This is a genomic window from Pseudomonas sp. LBUM1661 (assembly GCF_059695925.1).
Genome location: NZ_CP166794.1, coordinates 1327243 through 1351933, shown reverse-complemented (window position 1 = coordinate 1351933; position 24691 = coordinate 1327243). Strand labels below are relative to the sequence as shown.

The 24691-nt window shown below is 58.9% G+C and carries 22 protein-coding genes; 9 read left to right on the top strand and 13 right to left on the bottom strand.

The annotated features are described in order from the left end of the window. Positions 1–104: 104 nt before the first annotated feature. The 11 genes from lpxD to rpsB form a co-directional block, all read right to left on the bottom strand. On the bottom strand, positions 105–1160 hold the full coding sequence (lpxD, locus tag ACA057_RS06025; RefSeq protein WP_497346714.1) for a UDP-3-O-(3-hydroxymyristoyl)glucosamine N-acyltransferase: 1056 nt from the start codon (positions 1158–1160) through the stop codon (positions 105–107). Between the two features lies 1 nt (position 1161). After that, entirely contained in the window at positions 1162–1665 is a 504-nt protein-coding gene (locus ACA057_RS06020) for an OmpH/Skp family outer membrane protein (RefSeq protein WP_010462812.1), read from the bottom strand. Positions 1666–1709: 44 nt separating this feature from the next. Then, positions 1710–4100 (bottom strand): outer membrane protein assembly factor BamA, encoded by a 2391-nt coding sequence (gene bamA / locus ACA057_RS06015; protein ID WP_497346712.1) that lies wholly within the window; start codon positions 4098–4100, stop codon positions 1710–1712. Positions 4101–4174: 74 nt separating this feature from the next. Then, positions 4175–5527: a sigma E protease regulator RseP gene (rseP, locus tag ACA057_RS06010; RefSeq protein WP_497346710.1), complete on the bottom strand. Its 1353-nt coding sequence runs from the start codon at positions 5525–5527 to the stop codon at positions 4175–4177. A 53-nt stretch (positions 5528–5580) separates the two neighbouring features. Further along, on the bottom strand, positions 5581–6771 hold the full coding sequence (gene ispC / locus ACA057_RS06005) for a 1-deoxy-D-xylulose-5-phosphate reductoisomerase (protein ID WP_401357423.1): 1191 nt from the start codon (positions 6769–6771) through the stop codon (positions 5581–5583). Continuing rightward, positions 6768–7574 (bottom strand): phosphatidate cytidylyltransferase, encoded by an 807-nt coding sequence (locus ACA057_RS06000; protein WP_497346707.1) that lies wholly within the window; start codon positions 7572–7574, stop codon positions 6768–6770. The genes ispC and ACA057_RS06000 overlap by 4 nt, the downstream gene beginning before the upstream one ends. Further along, the gene (gene uppS, locus ACA057_RS05995; RefSeq protein ID WP_401357428.1) at positions 7574–8329 is read right to left on the bottom strand and encodes a polyprenyl diphosphate synthase; all 756 of its coding nucleotides are present in this window, start codon (positions 8327–8329) and stop codon (positions 7574–7576) included. The genes ACA057_RS06000 and uppS overlap by 1 nt, the downstream gene beginning before the upstream one ends. A gap of 13 nt (positions 8330–8342) precedes the next feature. Beyond that, positions 8343–8900: a ribosome recycling factor gene (gene frr, locus ACA057_RS05990; protein ID WP_007907979.1), complete on the bottom strand. Its 558-nt coding sequence runs from the start codon at positions 8898–8900 to the stop codon at positions 8343–8345. After that, positions 8897–9640 carry a UMP kinase gene (gene pyrH, locus ACA057_RS05985; protein WP_003172271.1) on the bottom strand — a complete coding sequence of 248 codons (744 nt, stop codon included), beginning with the start codon at positions 9638–9640 and terminating at the stop codon, positions 8897–8899. The genes frr and pyrH overlap by 4 nt, the downstream gene beginning before the upstream one ends. Before the next feature lie 208 nt (positions 9641–9848). Next, on the bottom strand, positions 9849–10712 hold the full coding sequence (gene tsf, locus ACA057_RS05980) for a translation elongation factor Ts (protein ID WP_059407802.1): 864 nt from the start codon (positions 10710–10712) through the stop codon (positions 9849–9851). A 192-nt stretch (positions 10713–10904) separates the two neighbouring features. Then, complete coding sequence (gene rpsB / locus ACA057_RS05975; protein WP_003219330.1) at positions 10905–11642, bottom strand: 30S ribosomal protein S2; 738 nt, start codon at positions 11640–11642, stop codon at positions 10905–10907. A gap of 374 nt (positions 11643–12016) precedes the next feature. Here rpsB and map point away from each other — a divergent pair, with 374 nt between their 5' ends. The 5 genes from map (at position 12017) to ACA057_RS05950 (ending at position 18584) form a co-directional block, all read left to right on the top strand. Further along, positions 12017–12799: a type I methionyl aminopeptidase gene (gene map / locus ACA057_RS05970; RefSeq protein ID WP_059407800.1), complete on the top strand. Its 783-nt coding sequence runs from the start codon at positions 12017–12019 to the stop codon at positions 12797–12799. Positions 12800–12846: 47 nt separating this feature from the next. After that, complete coding sequence (locus tag ACA057_RS05965; RefSeq protein WP_497346704.1) at positions 12847–15549, top strand: [protein-PII] uridylyltransferase; 2703 nt, start codon at positions 12847–12849, stop codon at positions 15547–15549. Between the two features lie 139 nt (positions 15550–15688). Beyond that, entirely contained in the window at positions 15689–16891 is a 1203-nt protein-coding gene (gene dapC / locus ACA057_RS05960) for a succinyldiaminopimelate transaminase (RefSeq protein WP_497346702.1), read from the top strand. Between the two features lie 167 nt (positions 16892–17058). Then, on the top strand, positions 17059–17814 hold the full coding sequence (locus ACA057_RS05955; RefSeq protein WP_497346700.1) for a M12 family metallopeptidase: 756 nt from the start codon (positions 17059–17061) through the stop codon (positions 17812–17814). 41 nt (positions 17815–17855) lie between these two features. Beyond that, complete coding sequence (locus tag ACA057_RS05950) at positions 17856–18584, top strand: M12 family metallopeptidase (RefSeq protein WP_497346698.1); 729 nt, start codon at positions 17856–17858, stop codon at positions 18582–18584. A gap of 33 nt (positions 18585–18617) precedes the next feature. On the opposite strand, the gene ACA057_RS05945 is transcribed toward ACA057_RS05950, so the two are convergent. After that, positions 18618–20249 carry a Na+/H+ antiporter gene (locus ACA057_RS05945; RefSeq protein WP_497346696.1) on the bottom strand — a complete coding sequence of 544 codons (1632 nt, stop codon included), beginning with the start codon at positions 20247–20249 and terminating at the stop codon, positions 18618–18620. Positions 20250–20530: 281 nt separating this feature from the next. Between ACA057_RS05945 and ACA057_RS05940 the strand changes: the two genes are divergently transcribed. The 4 genes from ACA057_RS05940 to ACA057_RS05925 all read left to right on the top strand — a co-directional run bounded on the left by ACA057_RS05940 (position 20531) and on the right by ACA057_RS05925 (position 23728). After that, positions 20531–20893: an ArsC family reductase gene (locus ACA057_RS05940; protein WP_059407789.1), complete on the top strand. Its 363-nt coding sequence runs from the start codon at positions 20531–20533 to the stop codon at positions 20891–20893. 33 nt (positions 20894–20926) lie between these two features. Next, on the top strand, positions 20927–21961 hold the full coding sequence (dapD, locus tag ACA057_RS05935) for a 2,3,4,5-tetrahydropyridine-2,6-dicarboxylate N-succinyltransferase (RefSeq protein ID WP_059407787.1): 1035 nt from the start codon (positions 20927–20929) through the stop codon (positions 21959–21961). A 160-nt stretch (positions 21962–22121) separates the two neighbouring features. Further along, positions 22122–23327: an aminotransferase class V-fold PLP-dependent enzyme gene (locus tag ACA057_RS05930; RefSeq protein ID WP_497346693.1), complete on the top strand. Its 1206-nt coding sequence runs from the start codon at positions 22122–22124 to the stop codon at positions 23325–23327. After that, on the top strand, positions 23324–23728 hold the full coding sequence (locus ACA057_RS05925) for a SufE family protein (RefSeq protein ID WP_497346691.1): 405 nt from the start codon (positions 23324–23326) through the stop codon (positions 23726–23728). The genes ACA057_RS05930 and ACA057_RS05925 overlap by 4 nt, the downstream gene beginning before the upstream one ends. Before the next feature lie 101 nt (positions 23729–23829). Here ACA057_RS05925 and tcdA read toward each other — a convergent pair whose 3' ends face one another. Continuing rightward, the gene (tcdA, locus tag ACA057_RS05920; protein WP_497346689.1) at positions 23830–24642 is read right to left on the bottom strand and encodes a tRNA cyclic N6-threonylcarbamoyladenosine(37) synthase TcdA; all 813 of its coding nucleotides are present in this window, start codon (positions 24640–24642) and stop codon (positions 23830–23832) included. Between the last annotated feature and the right edge of the window lie 49 nt (positions 24643–24691).

Sequence of the window (24691 nt, the reverse complement as noted above, 5' to 3'; positions counted from 1 at the left end):
GGGGGGAAGCCTATGTAAAGATTGGGAGGCGCGACTGACGCGCACCCCTCTAGCAAATCAAGGAGGCAGTCTAACGGCTGTGCACACTTGATATGGAAATGGTATCAGCCATCTGATGAAGCATTACCGTCAGGGGTCACTTCCCCTACACGCTTTTCCAGCTGTCGCAGACGCCGCGCGATGTCATCGAGCTGACGGATGCGTGCCGCGCTTTTGCGCCACTCGGCAGCCGGTTGCATGGCTGTACCGGAAGAATAGGAACCCGGCTCGGTAATCGAGTGGGTCACCATGGTCATCCCGGTGATGAAAACCTTGTCGCAAATTTCGATGTGCCCCACCAGCCCTACGCCACCGGCGAGCATGCAATGCTTGCCGATTTTGGTGCTGCCGGAAATCCCCACGCACGCTGCCATAGCGGTGTGATCACCGACCTGGACGTTGTGGGCAATCTGAATCTGATTGTCGAGCTTAACGCCATTCCCCAGGATCGTGTCGGCCAGCGCTCCGCGGTCGATGGCGGTGTTTACGCCAATTTCCACGTCGTCACCCACCAGGACACCACCGATCTGGGCGATTTTTTGCCAGACACCCTTCTCGTTGGCGAAACCGAAACCTTCGCCACCGAGTACGGCACCCGACTGAATCACCACCCGCTTGCCGATGCGCACGTCGTGGTACAGCGTGACGCGAGGGGCCAGCCAGCCACCCTCGCCAATCTCGCAGCGGGCACCGATGAAGCAATGCGCGCCAACGGTCACACCCGCCGCAATGCGCGCAGCGCTTTCGATGACCGCAAAGGCACCAATGCTTGCCGCCGGATCCACCACTGCGTCTTCTGCCACCACCGCTGTCGGATGAATACCGGCAGCCGCCTTGGGCTTGGGATCGAACAGATGAGAAACCCGCGCATAAGCCAGATACGGATCAGGCACCACCAGCGCATTACCGGCAAAACCTTCGGCGTCAGCGGCCTTCAGCAACAGGGCTGCGGCATGGCTGTCGGCCAGGTATTTACGGTATTGAGGGTTTGCCAGAAAGCTCAACTGAGCTGGGCCAGCCTCTTGCAAAGTGGCTAGCCCAGTAATTTCTTTCTCCGGGTCGCCACGCAGGGTGGCGCCGAGGAACTCGGCCAATTGGCCGAGCTTTATAGTCGCTGTCATATTACTTCAGCTGATTCATGCGCTCGATAACCTGGCGAGTGATGTCGTATTGAGGCTTGACATCAATCACTGCGCCACGCTCGAAGACCAGGTCAAAAGCACCTTTCTTGATGACTTCTTCCACAGCGCTGTCCAGTTTCGGCTTGAGCTGCTTCAGCATTTCACGGTCAGCAACGGCTTTGGCTTCGTTCAATTCCTTGGACTGGAACTGGAAGTCACGGGCCTTTTGCTTGAATTCGAGTTCGAGGCGTTCACGCTCGCCTTGCTGCATCTTGTCGCCACCGGCCATCAGACGGTCCTGGATGCCCTTGGCACTGCTTTCCAGGGTCTTGAGCTTGCTCAGCTGAGGACCGAACTTCTTCTCGGCATCCACGGCGTATTTCTTGGCAGCGTCGGACTCCAGCAGGGCCATCTGATAGTTCAGGACGGCGATTTTCATGTCGGCAAAAGCCGGACCTGCTACCAGTACGGTCGCCAGGAGAACCAATTGAGTCAACTTACGCACGATGCACTCCTACAAATTCATTGTCGTTATCTAGGGTCAGACGCTTAGAACGTCTGGCCGAGGGAGAATTGGAACACTTGAGTCTCAGCGTCATCCGGTTTCTTGACCGGCATGGCCAAGGCGAAACTCAGAGGACCCAGTGCGGTGACCCAGGTCACACCCACACCGACGGAACTTGCCATGTTGCTCAGGCTAATGTCGTTGCACTTTGTATCGGCAGTCGAACCGACATTGGCGTTGGTCGTTTTTTCGCACTTGGAGTCGAATACGTTACCCACATCCCAGAATACCGACGTACGCAGGGAACGCTGATCCTTGACGAATGGCAGCGGGAACAGGACTTCAACACCACCCTGGATCAGGACGTTACCACCGAACGGCAGCGGATCCTGGTCCGGGTCGGCCAGCGTACCGGAGTTACCCGTCACATCCGCACCGCGGCTTGGCGTACTGCGAGGACCGAGAGTACTGTCCTTGAAGCCACGAACCGAGTTGAAACCACCAGCATAGTAGTTTTCATAGAACGGCAAGCCATCGGTCGAACCGTAACCGTCGCCATAACCCAATTCGGTGTGCAGGCGCATGGTGTAGTTCTCGCTCAGCGGCTGGAACAACTGGCCACGGTAGTCGAGCTTGAAGAACGACAGGTCGCTGCCAGGTGTGGTGGTTTCCAGCACCAGGCTCTGGGAATGACCACGGGTCGCCAGTACGCCCTTGTTCAGGGTGGACTCGGACCAACCGGCGGACGCCTTGAAGTTCAGGTACTTGTCGCCTTCCTTGTTAACGAAGTCGAAGATTTCGTCAACGGTGTATACGCCCGTCTTGATCGTGTCTTGTTGTGCCGTCAGGCCGAAGGTCAGACGCGAAGTCTCGCTGATCGGGTATCCGACGCTCACGCCTGCACCCAGGCTGTCTACGGCATAGCTGGCTACGTCGACGTCGAGGTCTTTGTAGTCAGTGGTGCGGTAGAACGCGTTGTAACCCAGGCTCACGCCATCAGCGGTCCAGTACGGGTCGACATAACCGAAGTTATAGCGGCTCTGGTATTCGCTGCGGGTCAAGCCGATGCTGACCTTGTTACCCGTACCCAGGAAGTTGTTCTGGGTGATCGAACCACCGAGGATCAGACCGGCGCTCTGGGCGAAACCGACGCTGGCGGTAATCGAACCGGAAGCTTGTTCTTCAACGGCGTAGTTCACGTCAACCTGGTCGTCGACGCCCGGCACGGCCGGCGTTTCGACGTTGACTTCCTTGAAGAAGCCCAGGCGTTCAAGACGCGTCTTGGATTGGTCGATCAGGTAGGTCGAAGCCCAGCCGCCTTCCATCTGGCGCATTTCACGGCGCAGCACTTCGTCTTCGGACTTGGTGTTGCCACGGAAGTTGATGCGGTTGACGTAGGCACGCTTGCCCGGATCGACGGCGAACGTGATGTCTACCGTGTGGTCTTCATCGTGGGGCTGAGGCACGCCGTTGACGTTGGCGAAGGTGTAGCCCTCGTTACCCAGGCGGCGGGTGATCAGTTCGGACGTGGTGGTCATCAGCTTGCGCGAGAACACCTGGCCTTTCTGGACCAGCAGCAGGGACTTGACCTGGTCTTCAGGGACTTTCAGGTCGCCACTCAGCTTGACGTCACGAACGGTGTACTTCTCGCCTTCGTTGACGTTGACGGTGATGTAGACGTGCTTCTTGTCCGGGGTGATGGACACCTGGGTCGAAGCGATATCCATGTTGATATAGCCACGGTCCAGGTAGTAGGAACGCAGACGCTCCAGGTCACCGGAGAGTTTTTCACGGGCGTACTTGTCGTCGTTCTTGAAGAACGACAGCCAGTTGGTGGTCTTCAGTTCGAACAGGTCGATCAGGTCTTCGTCAGGGAAGACGGTGTTACCCACCACGTTGATGTGCTGGATAGCAGCGACGGTGCCTTCGTTGATGTTGACCTTCAGCCCGACGCGGTTACGCGGCTGCGGCACCACTTCGGTGTCGACCGTGGCCGAGTAGCGACCCTGAGCGACGTACTGGCGCTGCAGCTCGTTACGCACACCTTCGAGGGTGGCACGCTGGAAGATCTCGCCTTCGGCCAGACCGGATTGTTTGAGACCCTTCATCAAGTCTTCAGTGGAGATCGCCTTGTTACCCTCGATCTCGATACTGGCGACCGACGGCCGCTCGACTACCGTGATGACCAGGACGTTGCCATCGCGACCCAGCTGGATATCTTGAAAGAAACCGGTTTTGAACAACGCACGAGTGGATTCCACCAGGCGTCGATCATCCGCCTGTTCACCGACGTTCAACGGCAAAGCACCAAAGACGCTACCCGCGGAGACCCGCTGGAGGCCATTGACGCGAATATCAGAGATAGTGAAGGACTCGGCGTGAACTTCGGCGATCATCAATACGGTGAGAACCGCAGTTAGCAGCAGACGTTTCATGAAGTCCTTTCTTATTCCAACTGGCAATAAACAAACTGCCGCAAAATGCGGCAGATTCGCAATTCAGCGAAGTGTTACAGACGGCCCAAATCATTGACCAGAGCAAGCAACATCACCCCGACCACCAAACTGATACCGATCTGTATCCCCCAACCCTGCACCCGATCCGACAAGGGACGACCACGCGCCCACTCGATCAGATAAAACAACAAATGCCCCCCATCCAGTACAGGAATGGGCAACAAATTCAGAACCCCCAAGCTAATACTCAGATAAGCAAGGAAATTCAGGAAATCAGCGACACCCGACTGGGCAGAAGCGCCCGCCACTTTAGCAATGGTTATCGGTCCACTCAAGTTTTTTACCGAGAGCTCACCGAACAACATTTTCTTGAGTGAATCGAGGGTCAGTACGCTCATGGTCCAGGTGCGTCGAGCACCCTCCCCAATCGCTGCCACAGGACCGTAACTGACCTCGCGAATCATCTCCGGCGGCCAATCGACTGGTTTCACCCCAGCCCCCAAGTAACCCGTGGGCGCTTTCTTGTCGCCGCGAGCAGCCAGCGTCACAGGGACGTCGATTTGAGCACTATCACGCTCGATGCGCAGCATGATTTTGGTATCCGGGTGCATACGGACCGAGTCGACAACCTGCTGCCAGTCATCGACGGACTTACCATCGAGCGCCAACAACCGGTCACCGGTTTTCAGGCCAGCAGCCTGGGCCGGGCCTTTCGGGTCAAGTTCGGCCAGGACCGGTGGCAGCGCCGGACGCCAAGGGCGGATACCCAACGAGCGAATCGGATCCGGTTCATCAGCGCCCTTGAGCCATTTATCCAGCGCCAGCTCGCGGGGCGAATCAGCGGTGGAGCCCTGTTCGCGGACCAGCAACTGCAGTGAACCGCTCTCGCCGAGACGACGGACCAGTTGCAGATTCACCGCCGACCAACCGGAAGTCGGTTCGCCATCGATGGCAATGATTTCCTGGCCTGCGCTCAAACCCGCCTTGGCGGCAATGCTGCCGGACTCGACGGCGCCGATGACCGGGCGTATCTGCTCGCTGCCGAGCATGGCAAGGACCCAGAAAAAAATCATCGCCAGCAAGAAGTTGGCAATCGGGCCAGCGGCAACGATAGCAATGCGCTGACGGACAGTTTTGCGATTGAACGATTGATCGAGCTGGTCGGCCGGCACTTCGCCTTCGCGCTCGTCGAGCATTTTCACGTAGCCGCCCAACGGGATGGCGGCGACGACGAACTCAGTGCCTTGCTTGTCGTGCCAGCGCAGCAACGGCATACCGAAGCCCACGGAGAAACGCAGCACTTTGACCCCACAGCGACGTGCGACCCAGAAATGGCCGAATTCGTGGAAGGTAACCAGCACACCCAAAGCCACCAGGGTGCCGACAATCATATAGAGCGCGCTCATCTACTTTCTCCGCAATCCTATCCAGTGCTGCATGGGCCAACGTATTGCAGCACTTACCGCCCGTGACGACTCAACCATTGCCCGGCCAGTTCTCGCGCTTTCGCGTCGGCCGTAAACACGGCCTCGAGATCATCCACCGCGACCACGGGTTCGAGATTCAACACTTCTTCGATGATACTCGCGATTTCGGGGTAGCGAACCCGCCCGTCGAGAAACGCGGCAACAGCCACTTCATTTGCCGCATTAAGCATGGCCGGCGCGCTATTGCCAGCCTCGGCGGCCTGACGCGCAAGGCGCAGGCAAGGGAATCGCTCTTCATCGGGCGCCTGGAAATCCAGGCGCGCGATGGCAAACAGGTCCAGTGGCGGCACACCCGAATCGATACGCTCTGGCCAGGCCAGGGCATTGGCAATCGGCGTGCGCATGTCCGGGTTACCCAACTGGGCGAGCACCGAACCGTCGATATAGTCGACCAGCGAATGAATCACGCTTTGCGGATGAATGACCACTTCAACCTGCGACGGCTTGGCATCGAACAGCCAGCAGGCTTCGATCAACTCCAGCCCTTTGTTCATCATGCTGGCCGAGTCGACCGAAATCTTGCGCCCCATCGACCAGTTGGGATGGGCACACGCCTGGTCCGGGGTAACATGCGCCAGCTCAGCCATCGGCGTCTGTCGGAACGGACCGCCAGAGGCTGTGAGTAATATCCGACGCACACCCACCGCGCCCAACCCACGGGCGAAATCCTGTGGCATGCACTGGAAAATCGCATTGTGCTCGCTGTCGATCGGCAGCAACACCGACCCGCTTTTTCGCACGGCCTGCATGAACAAGGCACCGGACATCACCAGTGCTTCTTTATTGGCCAGGAGGATTTTCTTGCCGGTTTCGACCGCCGCCAGGGTCGGGCGCAGGCCCGCCGCGCCGACGATGGCCGCCATGACCGCGTCAACCTCAGGATCGGACGCCACCTGACACAGGCCTTCCTCGCCTACCAGCACACGCGTCGACAGGCCCGCCGCACGCAAATCGTCTTGCAAGCCACGGGCCGCGCCAGCCTCAGGCACGACGGCAAACTGCGGCGTATGACGCACGCACAGCGCCAGCAATTCACTCAGACGCGTGAAACCGCTCAAGGCATAAACCTGATAGCGGTCGGGATGGCGAGCGATGACATCCAGGGTGCTCAGACCGATCGAGCCGGTCGCCCCCAGAACGGTAATCTGCTGTGGGCGGCTCACGGTGCAGCCATCCACAACAGCACGGCAAACACGGGAATCGCGGCGGTCAGGCTGTCGATACGGTCCAGTACGCCACCGTGACCCGGCAGCAGATTACTGCTGTCCTTGATCCCGGACTGACGCTTGAACATGCTTTCGGTGAGATCACCGACAACCGAAATGAATACGATGATCGCTGCGCCTATCAGCCCCATCACCAGCAGACCGAAACTCCAGTCGCGTACCAGACCGACGATCGCCGTGATCACCAGGCTCAGGAGCAACCCGCCGTAAACGCCTTCCCAGCTCTTCCCCGGGCTGACGTGCGGCGCCAGCTTGCGCTTGCCGAACGCTCGACCAGAAAAGTACGCACCGATGTCGGCGCCCCAGACCAGCACCATCACCGCCATGATCAACCAGTTGCCCAAAGGGTATTGCTTGATCTCGATCAGACCTTGCCAGGCCGGCAACAGAATCAACAGCCCAATCACTAACTTACAGGCCGCACTGGCCCATCGTTCGCTGGAGCGCGGATAGGTCAGCACCAGATACGTCGCAACGCCCCACCAGAGCACCGAAGCCCCTAGGACCCAAGGCGCAAGCCCCGGCAGGATATGCATGACGAACAGCATCAACGCGACCGCCGCCGCATAGGCGACGCGGATCGGCTGCTCGGTGAAGCCCGCCAGGCGAGCCCATTCCCAGGCACCGAGGGTCACGACCAGCCCGATGAACAGCGCAAAACCAGAGCCTTCGAGCAGGAAAAACCCGCACAAGGCGATCGGCAGCAGGATCAGCGCGGTGATGATTCGTTGTTTAAGCATTAAACCCGGGCTCCAGACTCGACCTGCTCGCTCGTTTTACCGAAGCGGCGCTGACGAGAAGCGAAATCGGCCAGCGCGTTACGCATGGCATCGTGTTTGAAGTCCGGCCAGAACAGGTCGGAGAAGTACAACTCGGCGTACGCCAGTTGCCACAGCAGGAAGTTACTGATGCGATGTTCGCCACCGGTACGGATGCACAGGTCCGGCAACGGCAGATCGCCGGTGGCCAGACACGTTTGCAACAGTTCCGGGGTGATGTCCTCCGGACGCAGGTGCCCGGCCTGAACTTCCCGGGCCAGACGCTGCGCGGCCTGCGCAATGTCCCACTGACCGCCGTAGTTGGCGGCGATCTGCAGGACGAAGCGATTGGCGCCCACGGTCATGGCTTCGGCTTCGCGCATGGCAGCTTGAAGCTCTGGATGAAAGCGTGAACGGTCACCGATGATACGCAAACTGATGTTGTTGTCGTTGAGGCGCTTGGCCTCACGACGCAATGCCTTGAAGAACAGATCCATCAAGGCACTGACTTCATCGGCCGGGCGCTGCCAGTTCTCACTCGAGAACGCGAACAGGGTCAATACTTCGACCTTGGCCTCGGCACACACCTCGATCACCGCGCGAACGGCATCCACACCCGCTTTATGCCCGGCGACACCCGGCATAAAGCGTTTTTTCGCCCAGCGATTATTCCCATCCATGATGATCGCGACATGGCGCGGCACCGCGGACGGTGCAGTCTGCTTAGTCTTATCCATTAAAACGCGACCCTTATACGGCCATCAGGTCTTTTTCTTTCTGTGCCAAATTCGCGTCGATTTCAGCCACGTACTTTTTGGTCAGATCGTCAATTTCGCCAGTAGCGCGACGCTCTTCGTCTTCGCTGATCTCTTTTTCCTTGACCAGATCCTTGAGCTGGCTGTTCGCATCACGACGGATGTTGCGCACGGCAACACGGGCATCTTCAGCGACATCGCGAGCCTGCTTGGTGAAGCCCTTGCGGGTTTCTTCGGTCAGGGCCGGCATGGAGATCAGCAGCAACTCGCCCAGGTTGGTCGGGTTGAGGTTCAGACCCGCGCTACCGATGGCCTTGTCGACAGCACCGAGCATGTTGCGCTCGAAGGCCACGACTTGCAGAGTACGGGCGTCTTTGACGGTGATGTTCGCCACTTGCTTGATCGGAGTGTCGGAACCGTAGTACGGCACCATCACGCCTTCGAGAATGCTGGGGTGCGCCTGGCCGGTACGAATACGGCCGAAGTTGTGCGCCAGCGATTCCACGGATTTCTTCATGCGCTCTTGAGCGTCTTTCTTGATTTCGTTGATCATTGTTGGCCTTCCTCGATCAGGGTCCCTTCAGCGCCGCCATGTACGATATTCAGCAGGGCGCCGGGCTTGTTCATGTTAAAGACGCGCAGCGGCATCTTGTGGTCGCGGCACAGGCAAATGGCCGTCAGATCCATTACGCCCAGCTTGCGATCCAGCACTTCATCGTAAGTCAGATGATCGAACTTCTCGGCATGCGGGTCTTTGAATGGGTCAGCGGTGTAGACGCCATCGACCTTGGTCGCCTTGAGCACGACATCGGCATCGATTTCGATTGCACGCAGGCAGGCTGCCGAATCCGTGGTGAAGAACGGATTGCCGGTACCGGCCGCGAAAATCACGACTTCCTTGGCGTTCAGGTGACGCATGGCTTTGCGACGGTCGTAGTGATCGGTCACGCCCACCATGGAAATGGCCGACATCACGATGGCCGAGATATTGGCACGTTCCAGCGCATCGCGCATGGCCAAGGCGTTCATCACAGTAGCCAGCATGCCCATGTGGTCGCCGGTAACCCGATCCATGCCGGCGGCGCTCAGCGCTGCACCACGGAACAGGTTGCCGCCGCCGATCACCAGACCGACCTGGACGCCGATACCGACCAGTTGGCCGACTTCCAGCGCCATGCGATCCAGAACTTTCGGATCGATCCCGAACTCTTCCGAGCCCATCAGGGCCTCGCCGCTAAGCTTGAGTAGAATGCGTTTATAGCGAGCCTGATAACCACTGCCCTGCTGAGCCATTGCGAATCTCTCCTGCGGCGTATTTAAAAATTCTTTGCGAGCTGTTTACAGCTGGCGTTCACTCTAGCTTGGCGCTGCTTCAGCGCCATCGGAACATGGCTTTGTAAGCCAGTTCCAAACGGAAACCAATAAAAAATTGGTACCCCATCTGAAAAGAGGCTGCGCGCGTAAGCGGGCAGCCTCTTCAGGGCGACAGTTAAAAACCGTCTTATTGCTTGGCGGCAGCCAGCTGGGCAGCAACTTCTTCAGCGAAGTTGTCGACCGGCTTCTCGATGCCTTCGCCTACTTTGAAGTAGGTGAACGAAACGATTTCAGCACCGGCTTTCTTGGCCAGTTCGCCGACCTTGATTTCAGGGTTCTTGACGAACGCCTGCTCAACCAGGCTGGCTTCGGCCAGGAACTTGCTGATACGGCCTTTGACCATGTTTTCAACGATGTTTTCCGGCTTGCCGGCGATCTTGTCAGCGTTGAGAGTCAGGAATACGCCCTTCTCACGCTCAACCGCTTCAGCGGAAACTTCCGATGGCAGCAGGAATTCAGGGTTGGTCGCCGCTACGTGCATGGCGATGTCCTTGGCCAGCTCTACAGTGCCGCCTTTCAGGACAACTGCAACACCGATCTTGTTGCCGTGCAGGTAACCACCAACAACGTCACCTTCAACGCGTGCCAGACGACGGATGTTGACGTTTTCGCCAACCTTGCCGACCAGTACCAGGCGATCAGCTTCTTGAGCTTCGATCAGCGGAGCCACTTCAGTCAGCTTGTCAGCGAACGCTTTTTCAACGCTTGCAGCAACAAATGCCTTGAAGTCGTCCTGCAGAGCCAGGAAGTCGGTCTGCGAGTTCACTTCCAGCAGAACGGCGGACTTGCCGTCTTCTTTCAGAGCGATAGCGCCTTCAGCGGCAACGTTGCCCGCTTTCTTGGCAGCCTTGATGGCGCCCGAAGCACGCATGTCATCAATGGCTTTTTCGATGTCGCCGCCAGCCTTGGTCAAGGCTTTCTTGCAGTCCATCATGCCTTCGCCGGTACGCTCGCGCAGTTCTTTGACCAACGCTGCAGTAATCTCTGCCATTTCAAAAATCCTCTTGGATAGGTTATCAACCATTCCACCCGATCGAACGGGCGTTCAATTCTTCCCGAACCACCCTTGTTAGCCGCTGCACGTTACAAAGGCTGTAGCTGCGCTGCCAACTAATGGTTTTCGAGGTGGCAAAAAGGGGGCCAAGCCCCCTTTTTGCTTACTGAGTCAACGCCAAGGCGTCAATTACTCAGCTGCTGCTACCGGAGCTTCTTCAACGAACTGCTCGGTGCCGCCAGCAACGTGGTTGCGACCGCGGATGACTGCGTCAGCCATCGAACCCATGTACAGCTGGATAGCGCGGATTGCGTCATCGTTGCCTGGGATGATGTAGTCAACGCCTTCCGGGCTGCTGTTGGTATCGACTACGCCGATAACCGGGATGCCCAGCTTGTTGGCTTCGGTGATCGCGATGCGCTCGTGATCAACGTCGATAACGAACAGAGCGTCTGGCAGACCGCCCATGTCCTTGATACCACCCAGGGAACGATCGAGCTTCTCAAGATCGCGAGTGCGCATCAGCGCTTCTTTCTTGGTCAGCTTGGCGAAAGTACCGTCTTCGGCTTGCACTTCAAGGTCACGCAGACGCTTGATGGAAGCACGGATGGTTTTGAAGTTGGTCAGCATGCCGCCCAACCAGCGGTGATCGACGTACGGCGAACCGCAACGTGCTGCTTCTTCAGCAACGATCTTGCCAGCGGAACGCTTGGTGCCGACGAACAGAATCTTGTTTTTGCCCTGGGCCAGGCGCTCTACGAAAGTCAGAGCTTCGTTGAACATTGGCAGGGTTTTTTCAAGGTTGATGATGTGGATCTTGTTACGCGCGCCGAAAATGTATTTACCCATTTTCGGGTTCCAGTAACGGGTTTGGTGACCGAAGTGCACACCGGCCTTCAGCATATCGCGCATGTTGACTTGGGACATGATAGTTCCTTAATAAGTCGGGTTTGGCCTCCACGTATCCCAATGACCAACCAGCAGCATCAGCTGAAGGCACCCAGGTCATCGTGTCGACACGTGTGTGGATTTAGGCTTTTCAGGGGATCCCCGGAAAGCGGCGCATTTTATATCACAGGGCAGGAAAAAACGGAACCCGGATTCTGAAATCCTGGTGAGCGCTTTTGCCCTGCCCCTTGGAATCGGCCCAGAATGCACCATTCTATAGAGAGAAGCGACGCACAGGGACTCAGATTTGCCCTGATCGTCTGGTAGAATCGCGTTTTTAAGGGCTGCGAAGATTCGAGCGCGCAACGCCCATTTCGTTTTAGAAAGCGCCATCGAGCGCAGAGAGAGCCTGTATGACCGTCACCCTCAAAACCCCAGAGGACATCGCAAAAATGCGGATCGCCGGCAAACTGGCCGCCGATGTGCTGGAAATGATCGCCGAACATGTCAAGCCGGGCATCACCACCGAAGAGCTGGACCGCATCTGCCACGACTATATCGTCAACGAGCAGAAAGCCATTCCCGCCCCGCTCAACTACAAGGGTTTCCCTAAGTCCATCTGCACCTCGATCAACCACGTGGTCTGCCACGGCATCCCGAACGAGAAAGCGCTGAAGGATGGCGACACGCTGAACATTGACGTCACCGTGATCAAGGACGGCTACCACGGCGACACCAGCCGCATGTTCCATGTCGGCACCGTGCCGGTCTGGGCCGAGCGCCTGTCGCAAGTGACCCAGGAATGCATGTACAAGGCCATCGAGATCGTCAAACCCGGCTGCCGCCTGGGCGATATCGGCGAAGTGATCCAGAAGCACGCGGAAAAGAACGGTTTCTCGGTGGTTCGCGAGTTCTGCGGCCACGGCATCGGCAAGGTGTTCCACGAAGAGCCGCAGATCCTGCACTACGGCCGCGCCGGCACCGGCATGGAACTGAAAGCCGGCATGACCTTCACCATCGAGCCGATGATCAACCAGGGCAAGGCCGACACCAAGGTATTGGGCGACGGCTGGACCGCGATCACCAAGGACCGCAAGCTCTCTGCCCAGTGGGAACACACCCTGCTGGTGACCGACACCGGTTACGAGATCTTCACCCTGCGCGCCGATGACACCATCCCGCGCGTTTCGGCCTGATCCGAGCCGCACCGCTCCCCAGCCTTTAAAGACAGGAAAGCCAATCGATGCCGCAGGTGGATCCCGAACTCTTCGACCGAGGCCAGTTCCAGGCTGAACTGGCCCTGAAGGCAAGCCCGATCGCGGCCTTCAAGAAGGCGATTCGCCAGGCCCGCGAGGTGCTCGACGGGCGCTTTCGCAGTGGCCGCGAGATTCGCCGGCTGATCGAGGATCGGGCCTGGTTCGTCGACAACATCCTGCAAAAGGCCTGGGAGCAGTTCGACTGGAGTGAAGACGCCGACATCGCGCTGGTCGCGGTCGGCGGCTACGGTCGCGGCGAGTTGCACCCTTTTTCCGATATCGACCTGCTGATCCTGCTGGACAGCGCCGATCACGAAATTTTCCGTGATTCCATCGAGCGTTTTCTGACGCTGTTGTGGGACATCGGCCTGGAAGTCGGTCAGAGCGTTCGTTCGGTGGACGAATGCGCCGTCGAGGCCCGCGCCGACCTGACGGTTGTCACCAACCTGATGGAAAGCCGCACCATCTGCGGCCCCGAGCGCCTGCGCCAGCGCATGCTGGACGTCACCAGCACCGCGCACATGTGGCCGAGCAAGGATTTCTTCCTGGCCAAGCGCGCCGAGCAGAAGGCCCGTCACCATAAGTACAACGACACTGAATACAACCTGGAACCCAACGTCAAAGGCTCGCCCGGCGGCCTGCGGGATATCCAGACGATTCTCTGGGTGGCCCGTCGCGAGTACGGCACCCTGAACCTGCGAGCCCTGGCTGGCGAAGGCTTTTTGGTAGAGAGCGAAAACGCCTTGCTGGCCTCATCACAGGAATTTTTGTGGAAGGTGCGATACGCCCTGCACATGCTCGCCGGCCGCTCCGAAGACCGCCTGCTGTTCGATCACCAGCGCACCATCGCCGGGTTGCTGGGCTTCAAGGGTGACGATGCCAAGCAGGCCATCGAAAACTTCATGCAGCAGTATTACCGGGTGGTCATGAGCATTGCCCAGCTCAGCGACCTGATCATCCAGCACTTCGAGGAACTGATCCTCGCGCCGGCAGACGAAGTACCGCCGCAGCCGATCAACTCGCGGTTCCAGTTGCACGACGGCTACATCGAGGCGCGCAACGACAACGTATTCCGCCGTACGCCGTTCGCCATGCTCGAGATCTTTGTATTGATGGCCCAGCAGCCGGAAATCAAAGGCGTGCGCGCCGACACCATTCGTCTGCTGCGCGAACACCGGCATCTGATCGACGACGACTTCCGCAACGATATTCGCAACACCAGCCTGTTCATCGAACTGTTCAAGTGCAAGATCGGCATCCATCGCAATCTGCGCCGGATGAATCGCTACGGCATTCTCGGGCGCTATCTGCCCGAGTTCGGCTTCATTGTCGGGCAGATGCAACACGACTTGTTTCACATCTATACGGTCGACGCTCACACCCTGAACCTGATCAAACACCTGCGTAAGTTGCAGTACACGCAAGTGTCGGAAAAATTCCCGCTGGCCAGCAAGCTCATGGCTAAATTGCCCAAGCCCGAGCTGATCTACCTGGCAGGCCTGTACCACGACATCGGCAAGGGCCGGCATGGCGATCACTCGGAAATCGGCGCGGTGGATGCCGAAGCCTTTTGCCAGCGCCACCAGTTGCCGGTGTGGGACAGCCGCCTGATCGTCTGGCTGGTGCAGAACCATTTGCTGATGTCGACCACCGCCCAGCGCAAGGACTTGTCCGACCCGCAGGTGATCCACGATTTCGCGCAGATCGTCGGCGATGAAACCCACCTCGATTATCTGTACGTGCTGACTGTCGCCGACATCAACGCCACCAACCCGACGCTGTGGAATTCCTGGCGTGCCAGCCTGTTGCGCCAGCTCTATACCGAGACCAAGCGTGCTTTGCGGCGCGGTCTGGAAAACCCGGTGGACCGCGAAGAGCAGATCCGCCAGACCCAGAGTGCCGCGCTGGACATCCTCGTACGCGGCGGCACCGATCCGGACGACGTCGAACAGTTGTGGGCGCAATTGGGCGATGACTATTTCCTGCGCCACACCGCTGGCGATGTGGCCTGGCACAGCGACGCGATTCTCCAGCAGCCGGCCGACGGCGGGCCGCTGGTGCTGATCAAGGAAACCACCCAGCGCGAATTCGAGGGCGGCACGCAGATCTTCATCTATGCGCCGGACCAGCACGACTTCTTTGCCGTGACCGTGGCCGCGATGGACCAGCTCAACCTGAACATTCACGACGCCCGGGTCATCACTTCCAGCAGCCAGTTCACCCTCGACACCTACATCGTGCTCGACACGGACGGCGACTCGATTGGCGACAACCCGGCGCGGGTCAAACAGATCCGCGAAGGCCTGACCGAAGCGCTGCGCAACCCGGACGATTACCCGACGATCATTCAGCGGCGGGTGCCGCGCCAGCTCAAGCATTTCGCGTTTGCACCACAGGTGACGATCCACAACGACGCCCAGCGCCCGGTGACGGTGCTGGAACTCAGCGCCCCCGACCGCCCTGGCCTGCTGGCACGCATCGGCACGATCTTCCTCGAGTTCGATCTGTCGCTGCAGAACGCCAAGATTGCGACCCTCGGCGAGCGCGTGGAAGACGTGTTCTTCATCACCGACGCGAACAACCAGCCGTTGTCCGACCCGCTGCTGTGCAGCCGCTTGCAGGATGCGATCGTGGAACAACTGAGCGTCAGCCATGAACCCGGGATCGCGCTGTCGCGACTGAGTATATGAATCCACAAACTACCTGCCCACTGTAGGAGCTGGCTTGCCAGCGAAGTCGTTCGTTCAGGCGCTGAATGTGTCGTCCGACCCACCGCTTCCGCTGGCAAGCAGCGCCTACAGAGCTGCCCACACCGAACGAGATCCATCGATGAACAACGCTCTTGACCAGTTGCAGCCCTACCCGTTCGAGAAGCTCCGCGCCCTGCTCGGCAGCGTCACGCCAAACCCGGAAAAACGCGCCATCGCGCTGTCCATCGGCGAGCCCAAGCACCGTTCGCCAAGCTTCGTCGCCGAAGCCCTGGCCAGCAATCTGGATCAGATGGCCGTGTACCCGACCACCCTCGGCATCCCGGCCCTGCGTGAAGCCATTGCTGCGTGGTGCGAACGGCGTTTCAACGTTCCGAACGGCTGGCTTGACCCGGCGCGCAACGTGCTGCCGGTCAACGGCACCCGCGAAGCGCTGTTTGCCTTCACCCAGACCGTGGTCAACCGTGGCGATGATGCACTGGTGGTCAGCCCGAACCCGTTCTATCAAATCTACGAAGGCGCGGCGTTCCTTGCCGGGGCCAAGCCGCACTACCTGCCGTGCCTGGACGAAAACGGCTTCAACCCGGATTTCGACGCCGTCTCGCCAGACATCTGGAAACGCTGCCAGATTCTGTTCCTGTGCTCCCCAGGCAACCCGACCGGCGCGCTGATCCCGGTCGATACCCTGAAAAAGCTGATCGCCCTGGCCGACGAATACGATTTCGTGATCGCCGCCGACGAGTGCTACAGCGAACTGTACTTCGACGAACAGACCCCACCGGCCGGCCTGCTCAGTGCTTGCGTGGAACTGGGTCGCAAGGACTTCAAGCGTTGTGTGGTATTCCATAGCCTGTCCAAGCGCTCCAACTTGCCGGGCTTGCGCTCGGGGTTTGTGGCCGGCGATGCGGACATTCTCAAAGGCTTCCTGCTCTATCGCACCTACCACGGCTGCGCGATGCCGGTTCAGACGCAACTGGCCAGCGTTGCCGCCTGGAATGACGAAGTGCATGTACGCGCCAACCGTGCGCTGTACCGCGAGAAGTATGACGCGGTGCTGGAGATTCTCGGCCCGGTCATGGATGTACAGCGTCCCGACGGCGGTTTCTACTTGTGGCCAAATGTTGAAGGTGACGACGAGGCGTTCTGCCGTGATCTGTTTGTTGAAGAACATGTGACGGTGGTGCCGGGATCTTATCTGTCCCGTGAAGTCGACGGCTTCAACCCGGGGGCCGGACGGGTGCGCATGGCACTAGTGGCTCCGCTGGCGGAATGCGTGGAAGCCGCCAAGCGGATTCACGATTTCATCGTCACTCGCAGTAAGTAATTGTTATCGCACCTGCACCGTGCAACGCGGTGCAGGGTACTTAACACCCGACTTAAAACCTCCATCACACATAACTATCGCAACAACTTGAACAACCACACAACTGGACAAACTCACGACATCTAAATACTTTAAAAGTCCATTTAATCATTGGACACTTATAAAACGTGAATACACTTACATACTGCAAAAGCATTGCACCCACAGATCTTCTCGATTCATATAACGCCGCAATCAGTGAGCGACCAAGTAATGGCACACAGCACAGTGGGCACAGAAACAAGCGCGGCGTCGGCGAGCACACCAAATTCTGGAACCCTGGAAGAACCCTTAAAATTCTCGTCTTCAAATACGACGAGCACTCATTCGAGGCTGTAAAAAATGGCGCGTTAAAATGGTTACCTTACATCAATCTAAAATTCGAGTTCCTGGAAATAGATGAAGAGGACCTCTATAACTCTGAGGAATTCCTGGGCGATATCCGGATTAATTTCCAGCCATTATTCAACAATAGCGGAAGCTCAAAAATCGGCACAGACGCACTCACAGGCAGCCCTCACGACGCCTCAATGTATCTGGGAGTCGACTTCTCCTCGCCGCATTACGAATGGACAGTCACCCATGAGTTTGGGCACGCGCTAGGCCTGTACCACGAACACCAACATCCCGATGCCAACATCCCTTGGGACCTGGAAAAGACATATGACCATTATGCAAGAGCGGTAGGTTTTTCCAGACAGGATGTCGACACCAACGTCTTACCGTTGGAGCGTGTTCCGGATCGAACCTACACGCCTTATGACAGACAGTCGGTCATGCACTATGACGTGCTTAATGCTCTCACCATCGGCGACTGGCAACAAACCGCAAGCAGGCGGATAAGCGAAGGTGATATCGCGCTCATTAAAAAGGCTTACCCATAAGATTCCAACTCATTAACTCAACAAACAGGGATGTCTTACTCATGAACAACGTATCGCCTTGCCTCATTAAAAAGCCAGCAGACATTAATGCGTCCTATAACGCTGCCCTGTCTGAAAACGCTGCAAATGCCACGACGTCATCCGCTAACCGCAAAAAGAGAGGCGTCGTTAAGCACACCAAATTCTGGGCGCCAGGTCGCACACTGAAAATTGCTTTTCTGGGCGGTAACCAGGACTTCAAGGACGCGGTAAAAGCAGCCGCTCAAACCTGGCTCCCGCATATCAACCTGAAGTTCAACTTCGTCGAAGGCACAGAGGGCGATATCCGGATCATGCCCGCCGATTCATTCTGGTCCTACATTGGTACCGACGCCCTTCTGGAAGATGAGACAGAGACCATGGGGCTGCAATCAGACATCCTCTGGCCACGCTTCGCCGCCAGTGTCATCCACGAGTTCGGCCACGTGCTGGGTGCGGAACATGAACACCAGCACCCGCAAGCGAACATCCCCTGGAACACGGCGCAAACCTACCGCCACTATTTGATGTATGGCATGACTCAAGAAGTCGTCGACCAACAGATACTTAATAAACTAGATGCCAGTGAGGTCAACTACTCAACCTACGACCCTCTGTCGATCATGCACTACGAAATCCTTCAGGTGCTCACCGAAGGCGACTTCAAGATCGATTTCAATTCGGTCATCAGCGAAACCGATAAAACCTTCATGGCCAGCATTTATCCGTACCCCGACACCGCGAGTGCGTAAGCCTTCTATTTGCAATCAGGCAAAGGTGTTCGCTTACTTGACCGGCCCCAAGTTAGCCTCGCTCAAATCCAGTTCACCCAGCACTTCTCGCAACACGTCATCGCCAATCTGGTGATGACGGCTGAGGCTGTACAACTCCAGGCGCTGCGCCCGCAGCGCCTTCAAGCGCAGGCGCCGCTCCAGCAAGTCCATCTGAAAGGCCAATGCCTGGGCCTCCGCCGAATCGTTGAACACCTCCAGTTGATGACGATACTCGGACATGATCCGCGCCTTGAGCTCTGTCGCCAGCGCAGCCTGGGCGGCGTCCTGAGGGTTGACCTCCTCGGTTTCAAGCGCATGAATGGCCGCCTCGGCCGTCTTGCGCCAGGCCTCGCGCACTTCATTGCGTCGCTTGTCATCGGGGCTTTTCTCGATGCCACGCAGCAACATCGGCAACGCAATGCACGCCGCAATCAGCGACAGCAGGATGACTCCGGCGGCGATGAAGATCAGCAAGTCCCGCTCGGGAAATGCATCGCCGCCCATCAACAGCGGCACCGACAGTACACCCGCCAGCGTCACCGCGCCGCGCACCCCGCCGACAGTCAGCAGCCAGCAGGAGCGCGCGGTGGGCACTTGGGTCACCGCCCCCTTGCCGCGCCAGCGTCGCAACAGAATTGAAAGACGCCAGATGCTCTGCACCCAGACAAACCGCAGCACCAGCAGCACCAGGAAAATCGCGATTACATCCAGGCAGCGATAGAGCAGCGTCGGCCACAAGGAGGTTTCGTGGCTGGCCACGGCTTTGATGATGTCCGGCAATTGCAGGCCCAGCAGCAGGAAGATCAAGCCGTTGAACGCGAACTCGAGCAACGACCAGACACTGCGATTGAGCAAGCGGGTGTTGGTCTGACGCGGCAGCAGGTCGAGCCAGCTCTGCATCATGCCCGCCGCCACCGCCGACAGAATGCCCGACGCGCCCACGCGCTCGGCCAGCACATAGGCGGCGAACGGCAGCAACAACATGAAAACGACGTGAGTGGCCGGGTCATCCCAGCCACGCGCAATCATCCACGACCGCAGACGGCCGACCAGCCAGCTCAACGCCACACCGACGGCCAGGCCGCCGACCGCCACCAACACGAACGTCACACTGGCGTTGGCCAGCGAGAACGCGCCGGTGACCGCCGCGACCAAGGCAAACTTGAACGTCACCAGGCCTGAGGCATCGTTCATCAAGGCCTCACCCTGGAGCATGTGCATCAAGGGCGTCGGCAAGCGGTTCTGGGAAATCGCCGAGACCGCTACCGCATCCGTTGGCGACAACACCGCCGCCAGGGCAAAGGCGACCGGCAGCGGAATACTCGGTATCAGCCAATGAATGAAGTATCCAGCGCCGACCACGGTGAACAGCACAAGCCCCACCGCCAACGTCAGGATCGGCCCGCGCAGACGCCACAACTCACGCTTGGGCATGCGCCAGCCATCGGAAAACAGCAGCGGCGGCAGGAACAGAAAAAGAAACAGTTCCGGGTCCAGCGCCACATGCAACCCAAGCGTCGGCCAGGCCAGCAATGCGCCGGCGCCGATTTGCACCAGTGGCAACGGCAAGGGAATCACCCGTCCGAGCAGGCGTGAAACGCCAACCAGCATCAACAGGATCAGGACGGTGTAGGCGGTTTGCATAGAGCGGGGTTCCCGGACAATCGACAGCATTGAAGTGACATGTTAGCCGCTTAGACTGCCCCTGACCGTTGCACCAATGTCGCAGCTATCCGTGTGGGAGCCAGCCTGCTGGCGATGGCGGCTGCACATTCGACACTGATGCGGCTGATCCGACGCGATCGCCAGCGGGCTGGCTCCCACAGGTTTTGCGGCGGGAAATCGACCTCGACCGACGCGAAACCGTCCGGTCATGGCATAATCCTTCACCTTTTTTTTCCAGCACCTGTAAAGGGGGCAATTCCTTGACCGTTTCAAGTAAAACGTTGCACCTTTTCGGCATCAAAGCCTGCGACACCATGAAAAAGGCGCGCACCTGGCTCGATGAACACGCTGTCAGCTATGACTTTCATGATTACAAGGCGGTCGGAATCGACCGTGAACACCTGACCCAATGGTGCGACGAGCACGGCTGGCAAGTGGTGTTGAACCGTGCAGGCACGACCTTTCGCAAGCTCGACGACGAACGCAAAGCCGATCTCGACCAGCCGAAAGCCATCGAACTGATGCTCGCGCAACCCTCGATGATCAAGCGCCCGGTGCTTGATCTCGGTGACCGAACCCTGATTGGCTTCAAGCCAGATATCTACGCGGCAGCGCTCAAGTAAGGCAGCCCGTTCCATTTTGTTAGAGGTATCAACATGTCCACTACCCTGTTCAGCCTGGCCTTTGGTGTCGGCACTCAAAACCGTCAAGGCGCATGGCTGGAAGTGTTTTACGCGCAGCCACTGCTCAATCCATCGGCCGAATTGGTCGCTGCCATCGCGCCGGTCCTGGGCTACACCGAAGGCAATCAGGCCATCGCGTTCAGCACCGCCCAGGCGTCGCAACTGGCTGAAGCGCTGAAAAGCGTCGACGCTGCCCAGGCCGCATTGCTGACCCGTCTGGCCGAGAGCCACAAGCCGCTGGTCGCGACCATTCTGGCCGAAGACGCTCAACTGACCTCCACGCCTGAGGCTTACCTCAAGCTGCACCTGCTGTCTCACCGCCTGGTCAAGCCGCACGGCCTGAACCTGGCCGGCGTGTTCCCGCTGCTGCCGAACGTGGCCTGGACCAGCCAGGGCGCGATCGACCTGAGCGAACTGGCCGAGCATCAGCTGGAAGCCCGTCTGCGTGGCGAGCTGCTGGAAGTGTTCTCGGTGGACAAGTTCCCGAAAATGACCGACTACGTGGTGCCGGCCGGCGTGCGTATCGCTGACGCCGCGCGTATCCGCCTGGGCGCCTACGTGGGCGAAGGCACCACCGTGATGCACGAAGGTTTCGTCAACTTCAACGCCGGCACCGAAGGCCCGGGCATGATCGAAGGCCGCGTGTCGGCTGGCGTGTTCGTCGGCAAGGGTTCTGACCTGGGCGGCGGTTGCTCGACCATGGGCACCCTGTCGGGTGGCGGCAACATCGTAATCAAGGTCGGCGAAGGCTGCCTGATCGGCGCGAACGCCGGTATCGGTATCCCGTTGGGCGACCGCAACACCGTTGAATCGGGCCTGTACGTGACCGCTGGCACCAAAGTGGCGCTGCTGGACGAGCACAACAAGCTGGTCAAAGTCGTCAAGGCGCGTGAACTGGCCGGTCAGCCTGACCTGCTGTTCCGCCGCAATTCGGAAACCGGTGCCGTGGAATGCAAAACCCACAAATCGGCGATCGAGCTGAACGAAGCGCTGCACGCTCACAACTAAGCAGAGCGTCACACGACCACCTGCACCCTGCACTTGTAGGAGCGAGGCTTGCCCGCGAAGCTTTTGTCGTCAGTGACGACGCCTTCGCGGGCAAGCCTCGCTCCTACAGGGTCAGGGAGGTCAGGCGTACACTCGCTCATGTTCATTAGGGCCGAATGACATGATGATTGCCTCTCCCTGGCGCGCCGATTTTCCGGCCATCGCCGCACTGCAACGGCAAGACCAGACCTATCTGGACAACGCCGCCACCACGCAAAAACCTCAAGCCCTGCTGGATGCCCTGACGCATTACTACGCCAACGGCGCGGCCAATGTGCATCGGGCGCAACACTTGCCCGGCGCCCATGCCACCCAGGCGTTCGAGAACAGCCGCAGCAAAGTCGCGCACTGGCTCAATGCCGGCGATGGCGGGCAAATCATCTTTACCCACGGCGCCACCAGCGCGCTGAACCTCCTGGCCTATGGCCTTGAACACCTGTTCAATCCGGGCGATGAAATTGTCATCAGCGCCCTGGAGCATCACGCCAATCTGCTGCCGTGGCAGCAACTGGCCCAGCGTCGCGACCTGAAACTGGTGATCCTGCCGCTGGATGTGGACGGCTTGATTGATCTGGACGTCGCCGCGTCGTTGATCGGCCCGCGAACTCGTCTATTGGCGGTCAGCCAGTTATCTAATGTACTTGGTGCCTGGCAGCCATTGCCGCAGCTGTTGACGCTGGCCAAGGCGCATAACGCCTTGACCGTGGTCGATGGCGCCCAAGGCGTGGTCCATGGCCGGCATGACGTGCAGGCGCTCGGCTGCGACTTCTATGTGTTTTCCAGCCACAAGCTCTACGGCCCGGACGGCCTCGGCGTGCTGTTCGGACGCAATGACGCGCTGAAACAACTGCGCCACTGGCAGTTCGGCGGCGAAATGGTGCTCGACGCCGATTACCAAGCCGCACGTTTTCGCCCGGCACCGCTGGGTTTCGAGGCGGGTACGCCGCCAATCGCCGGGGTGATTGGTCTGGGGGCGACCCTGGATTACCTCGCCGGGCTCGATCAGGACGCGGTGTCTGCCCACGAAGCGGCGTTGCATGACTATCTGCTCAAGGGCCTTGAGGCGCGCAACGGCATTCGGTTGCTGGGCAAACCGCAACTGGCGCTGGCCAGTTTTGTCGTCGAGGGTGTGCATAACTCTGATCTGGCGCACTTGCTGACCGAACAGGGGATCGCGGTGCGGGCCGGTCATCACTGCGCCATGCCGCTGCTGAAAAGCTTCGAACTGGCCGGGGCGATTCGGGTTTCGTTGGCGCTGTACAACGATTCCGAGGATCTGGAACGCTTTTTTGAAGCGCTGGATCAGGCGCTGGAGTTGTTGCGATGAGTTTGCCTGCGCAAGCCGTCACGGCACTCGAGACCTTTCAGAATGCCGCGGGCTGGGAACAACGGGCGCGCCTTTTGATGCAATGGGGCGATCGCCTGCCGGCCTTGAGCGATGTGGATAAGGTTGAAGCCAACCGCGTGCACGGCTGTGAAAGCCAGGTCTGGCTGGTCGGTGCCTTGCAGGATGGCCACTGGCAGTTCGCCGCGAGCAGCGATGCACGGTTGATTCGCGGGTTGGTCGCAGTGCTACTGGCGCGGGTCAACGGGTTGTCGGCGGCGGAGTTGCAGCAGGTGGATTTGCCGGAGTGGTTCAATCAGCTCGGGCTGAGCCGGCAATTGTCGCCGTCGCGCAGTAATGGCCTCAATGCAGTGTTACAGCGGATGAAAGAGTTGGCTCATTGAAAGGCTGCTTCGCAGCCATCGCGGGCAAGCCCGCTCCCACAGGTTTTGCGCAATCCCTGTGGGAGCGGGCTTGCCCGCGATGAGGCCCTTAGCGACAACTCTTAAGTTTGAGGCTTGATGCGATCCGCTGGCCGTCGCACACCCGCCACTATCTTATCCACAGCCTTGGTCGCCGCGACCATGCCGAACGTCGCCGTCACCATCATGACCGCGCCAAAGCCTCCGGCGCAGTCGAGCTTCACGCCATCACCGACAAAACTCTTCTGCAAGCAAATGCTGCCGTCCGGTTTCGGGTAGCGCAGCTGCTCGGTGGAGAACACGCACGGCACGCTGTAATGGCGGGTCACGGTGCGGGAAAAATTGTAGTCGCGGCGCAACGTCGAGCGCACTTTCGAGGCCAGCGGATCATTGAAGGTACGGTTCAAGTCGCAGACCTGGATCAACGTCGGGTCGATCTGCCCGCCCGCGCCGCCGGTGGTGATGATCTGGATCTTGCGGCGTTTGCACCATGCAATCAGCGCCGCTTTCGCATTCACGCTGTCGATGCAGTCGATCACGCAGTCGATGTTTGGCGTGATGTATTCGGCCATGGTTTCGCGAGTGACGAAATCCGCCACCGCGTGCACCGTGCAGTCCGGGTTGATACCGCGTAAACGCTCGGCCATCACCTCGACCTTGGGTTTGCCGACGGTGCTGTCCAGCGCGTGCAACTGACGATTGGCGTTGCTAACGCAGACGTCATCCAGGTCGAAAAGCGAAATCTCGCCCACGCCACACCGGGCGATGGCTTCTGCCGCCCAGGAACCGACGCCACCGACGCCGACGATCGCCACATGGGCTGCGCGCAGGCGCTCAAGTCCGTCGATGCCATACAAACGGGCGATGCCTGCAAACCGCGGATCTTCTGTACTCATGACCATTACCCCAAAAACCGGCGCGCATTATAGGGCTAGTACTGCAACA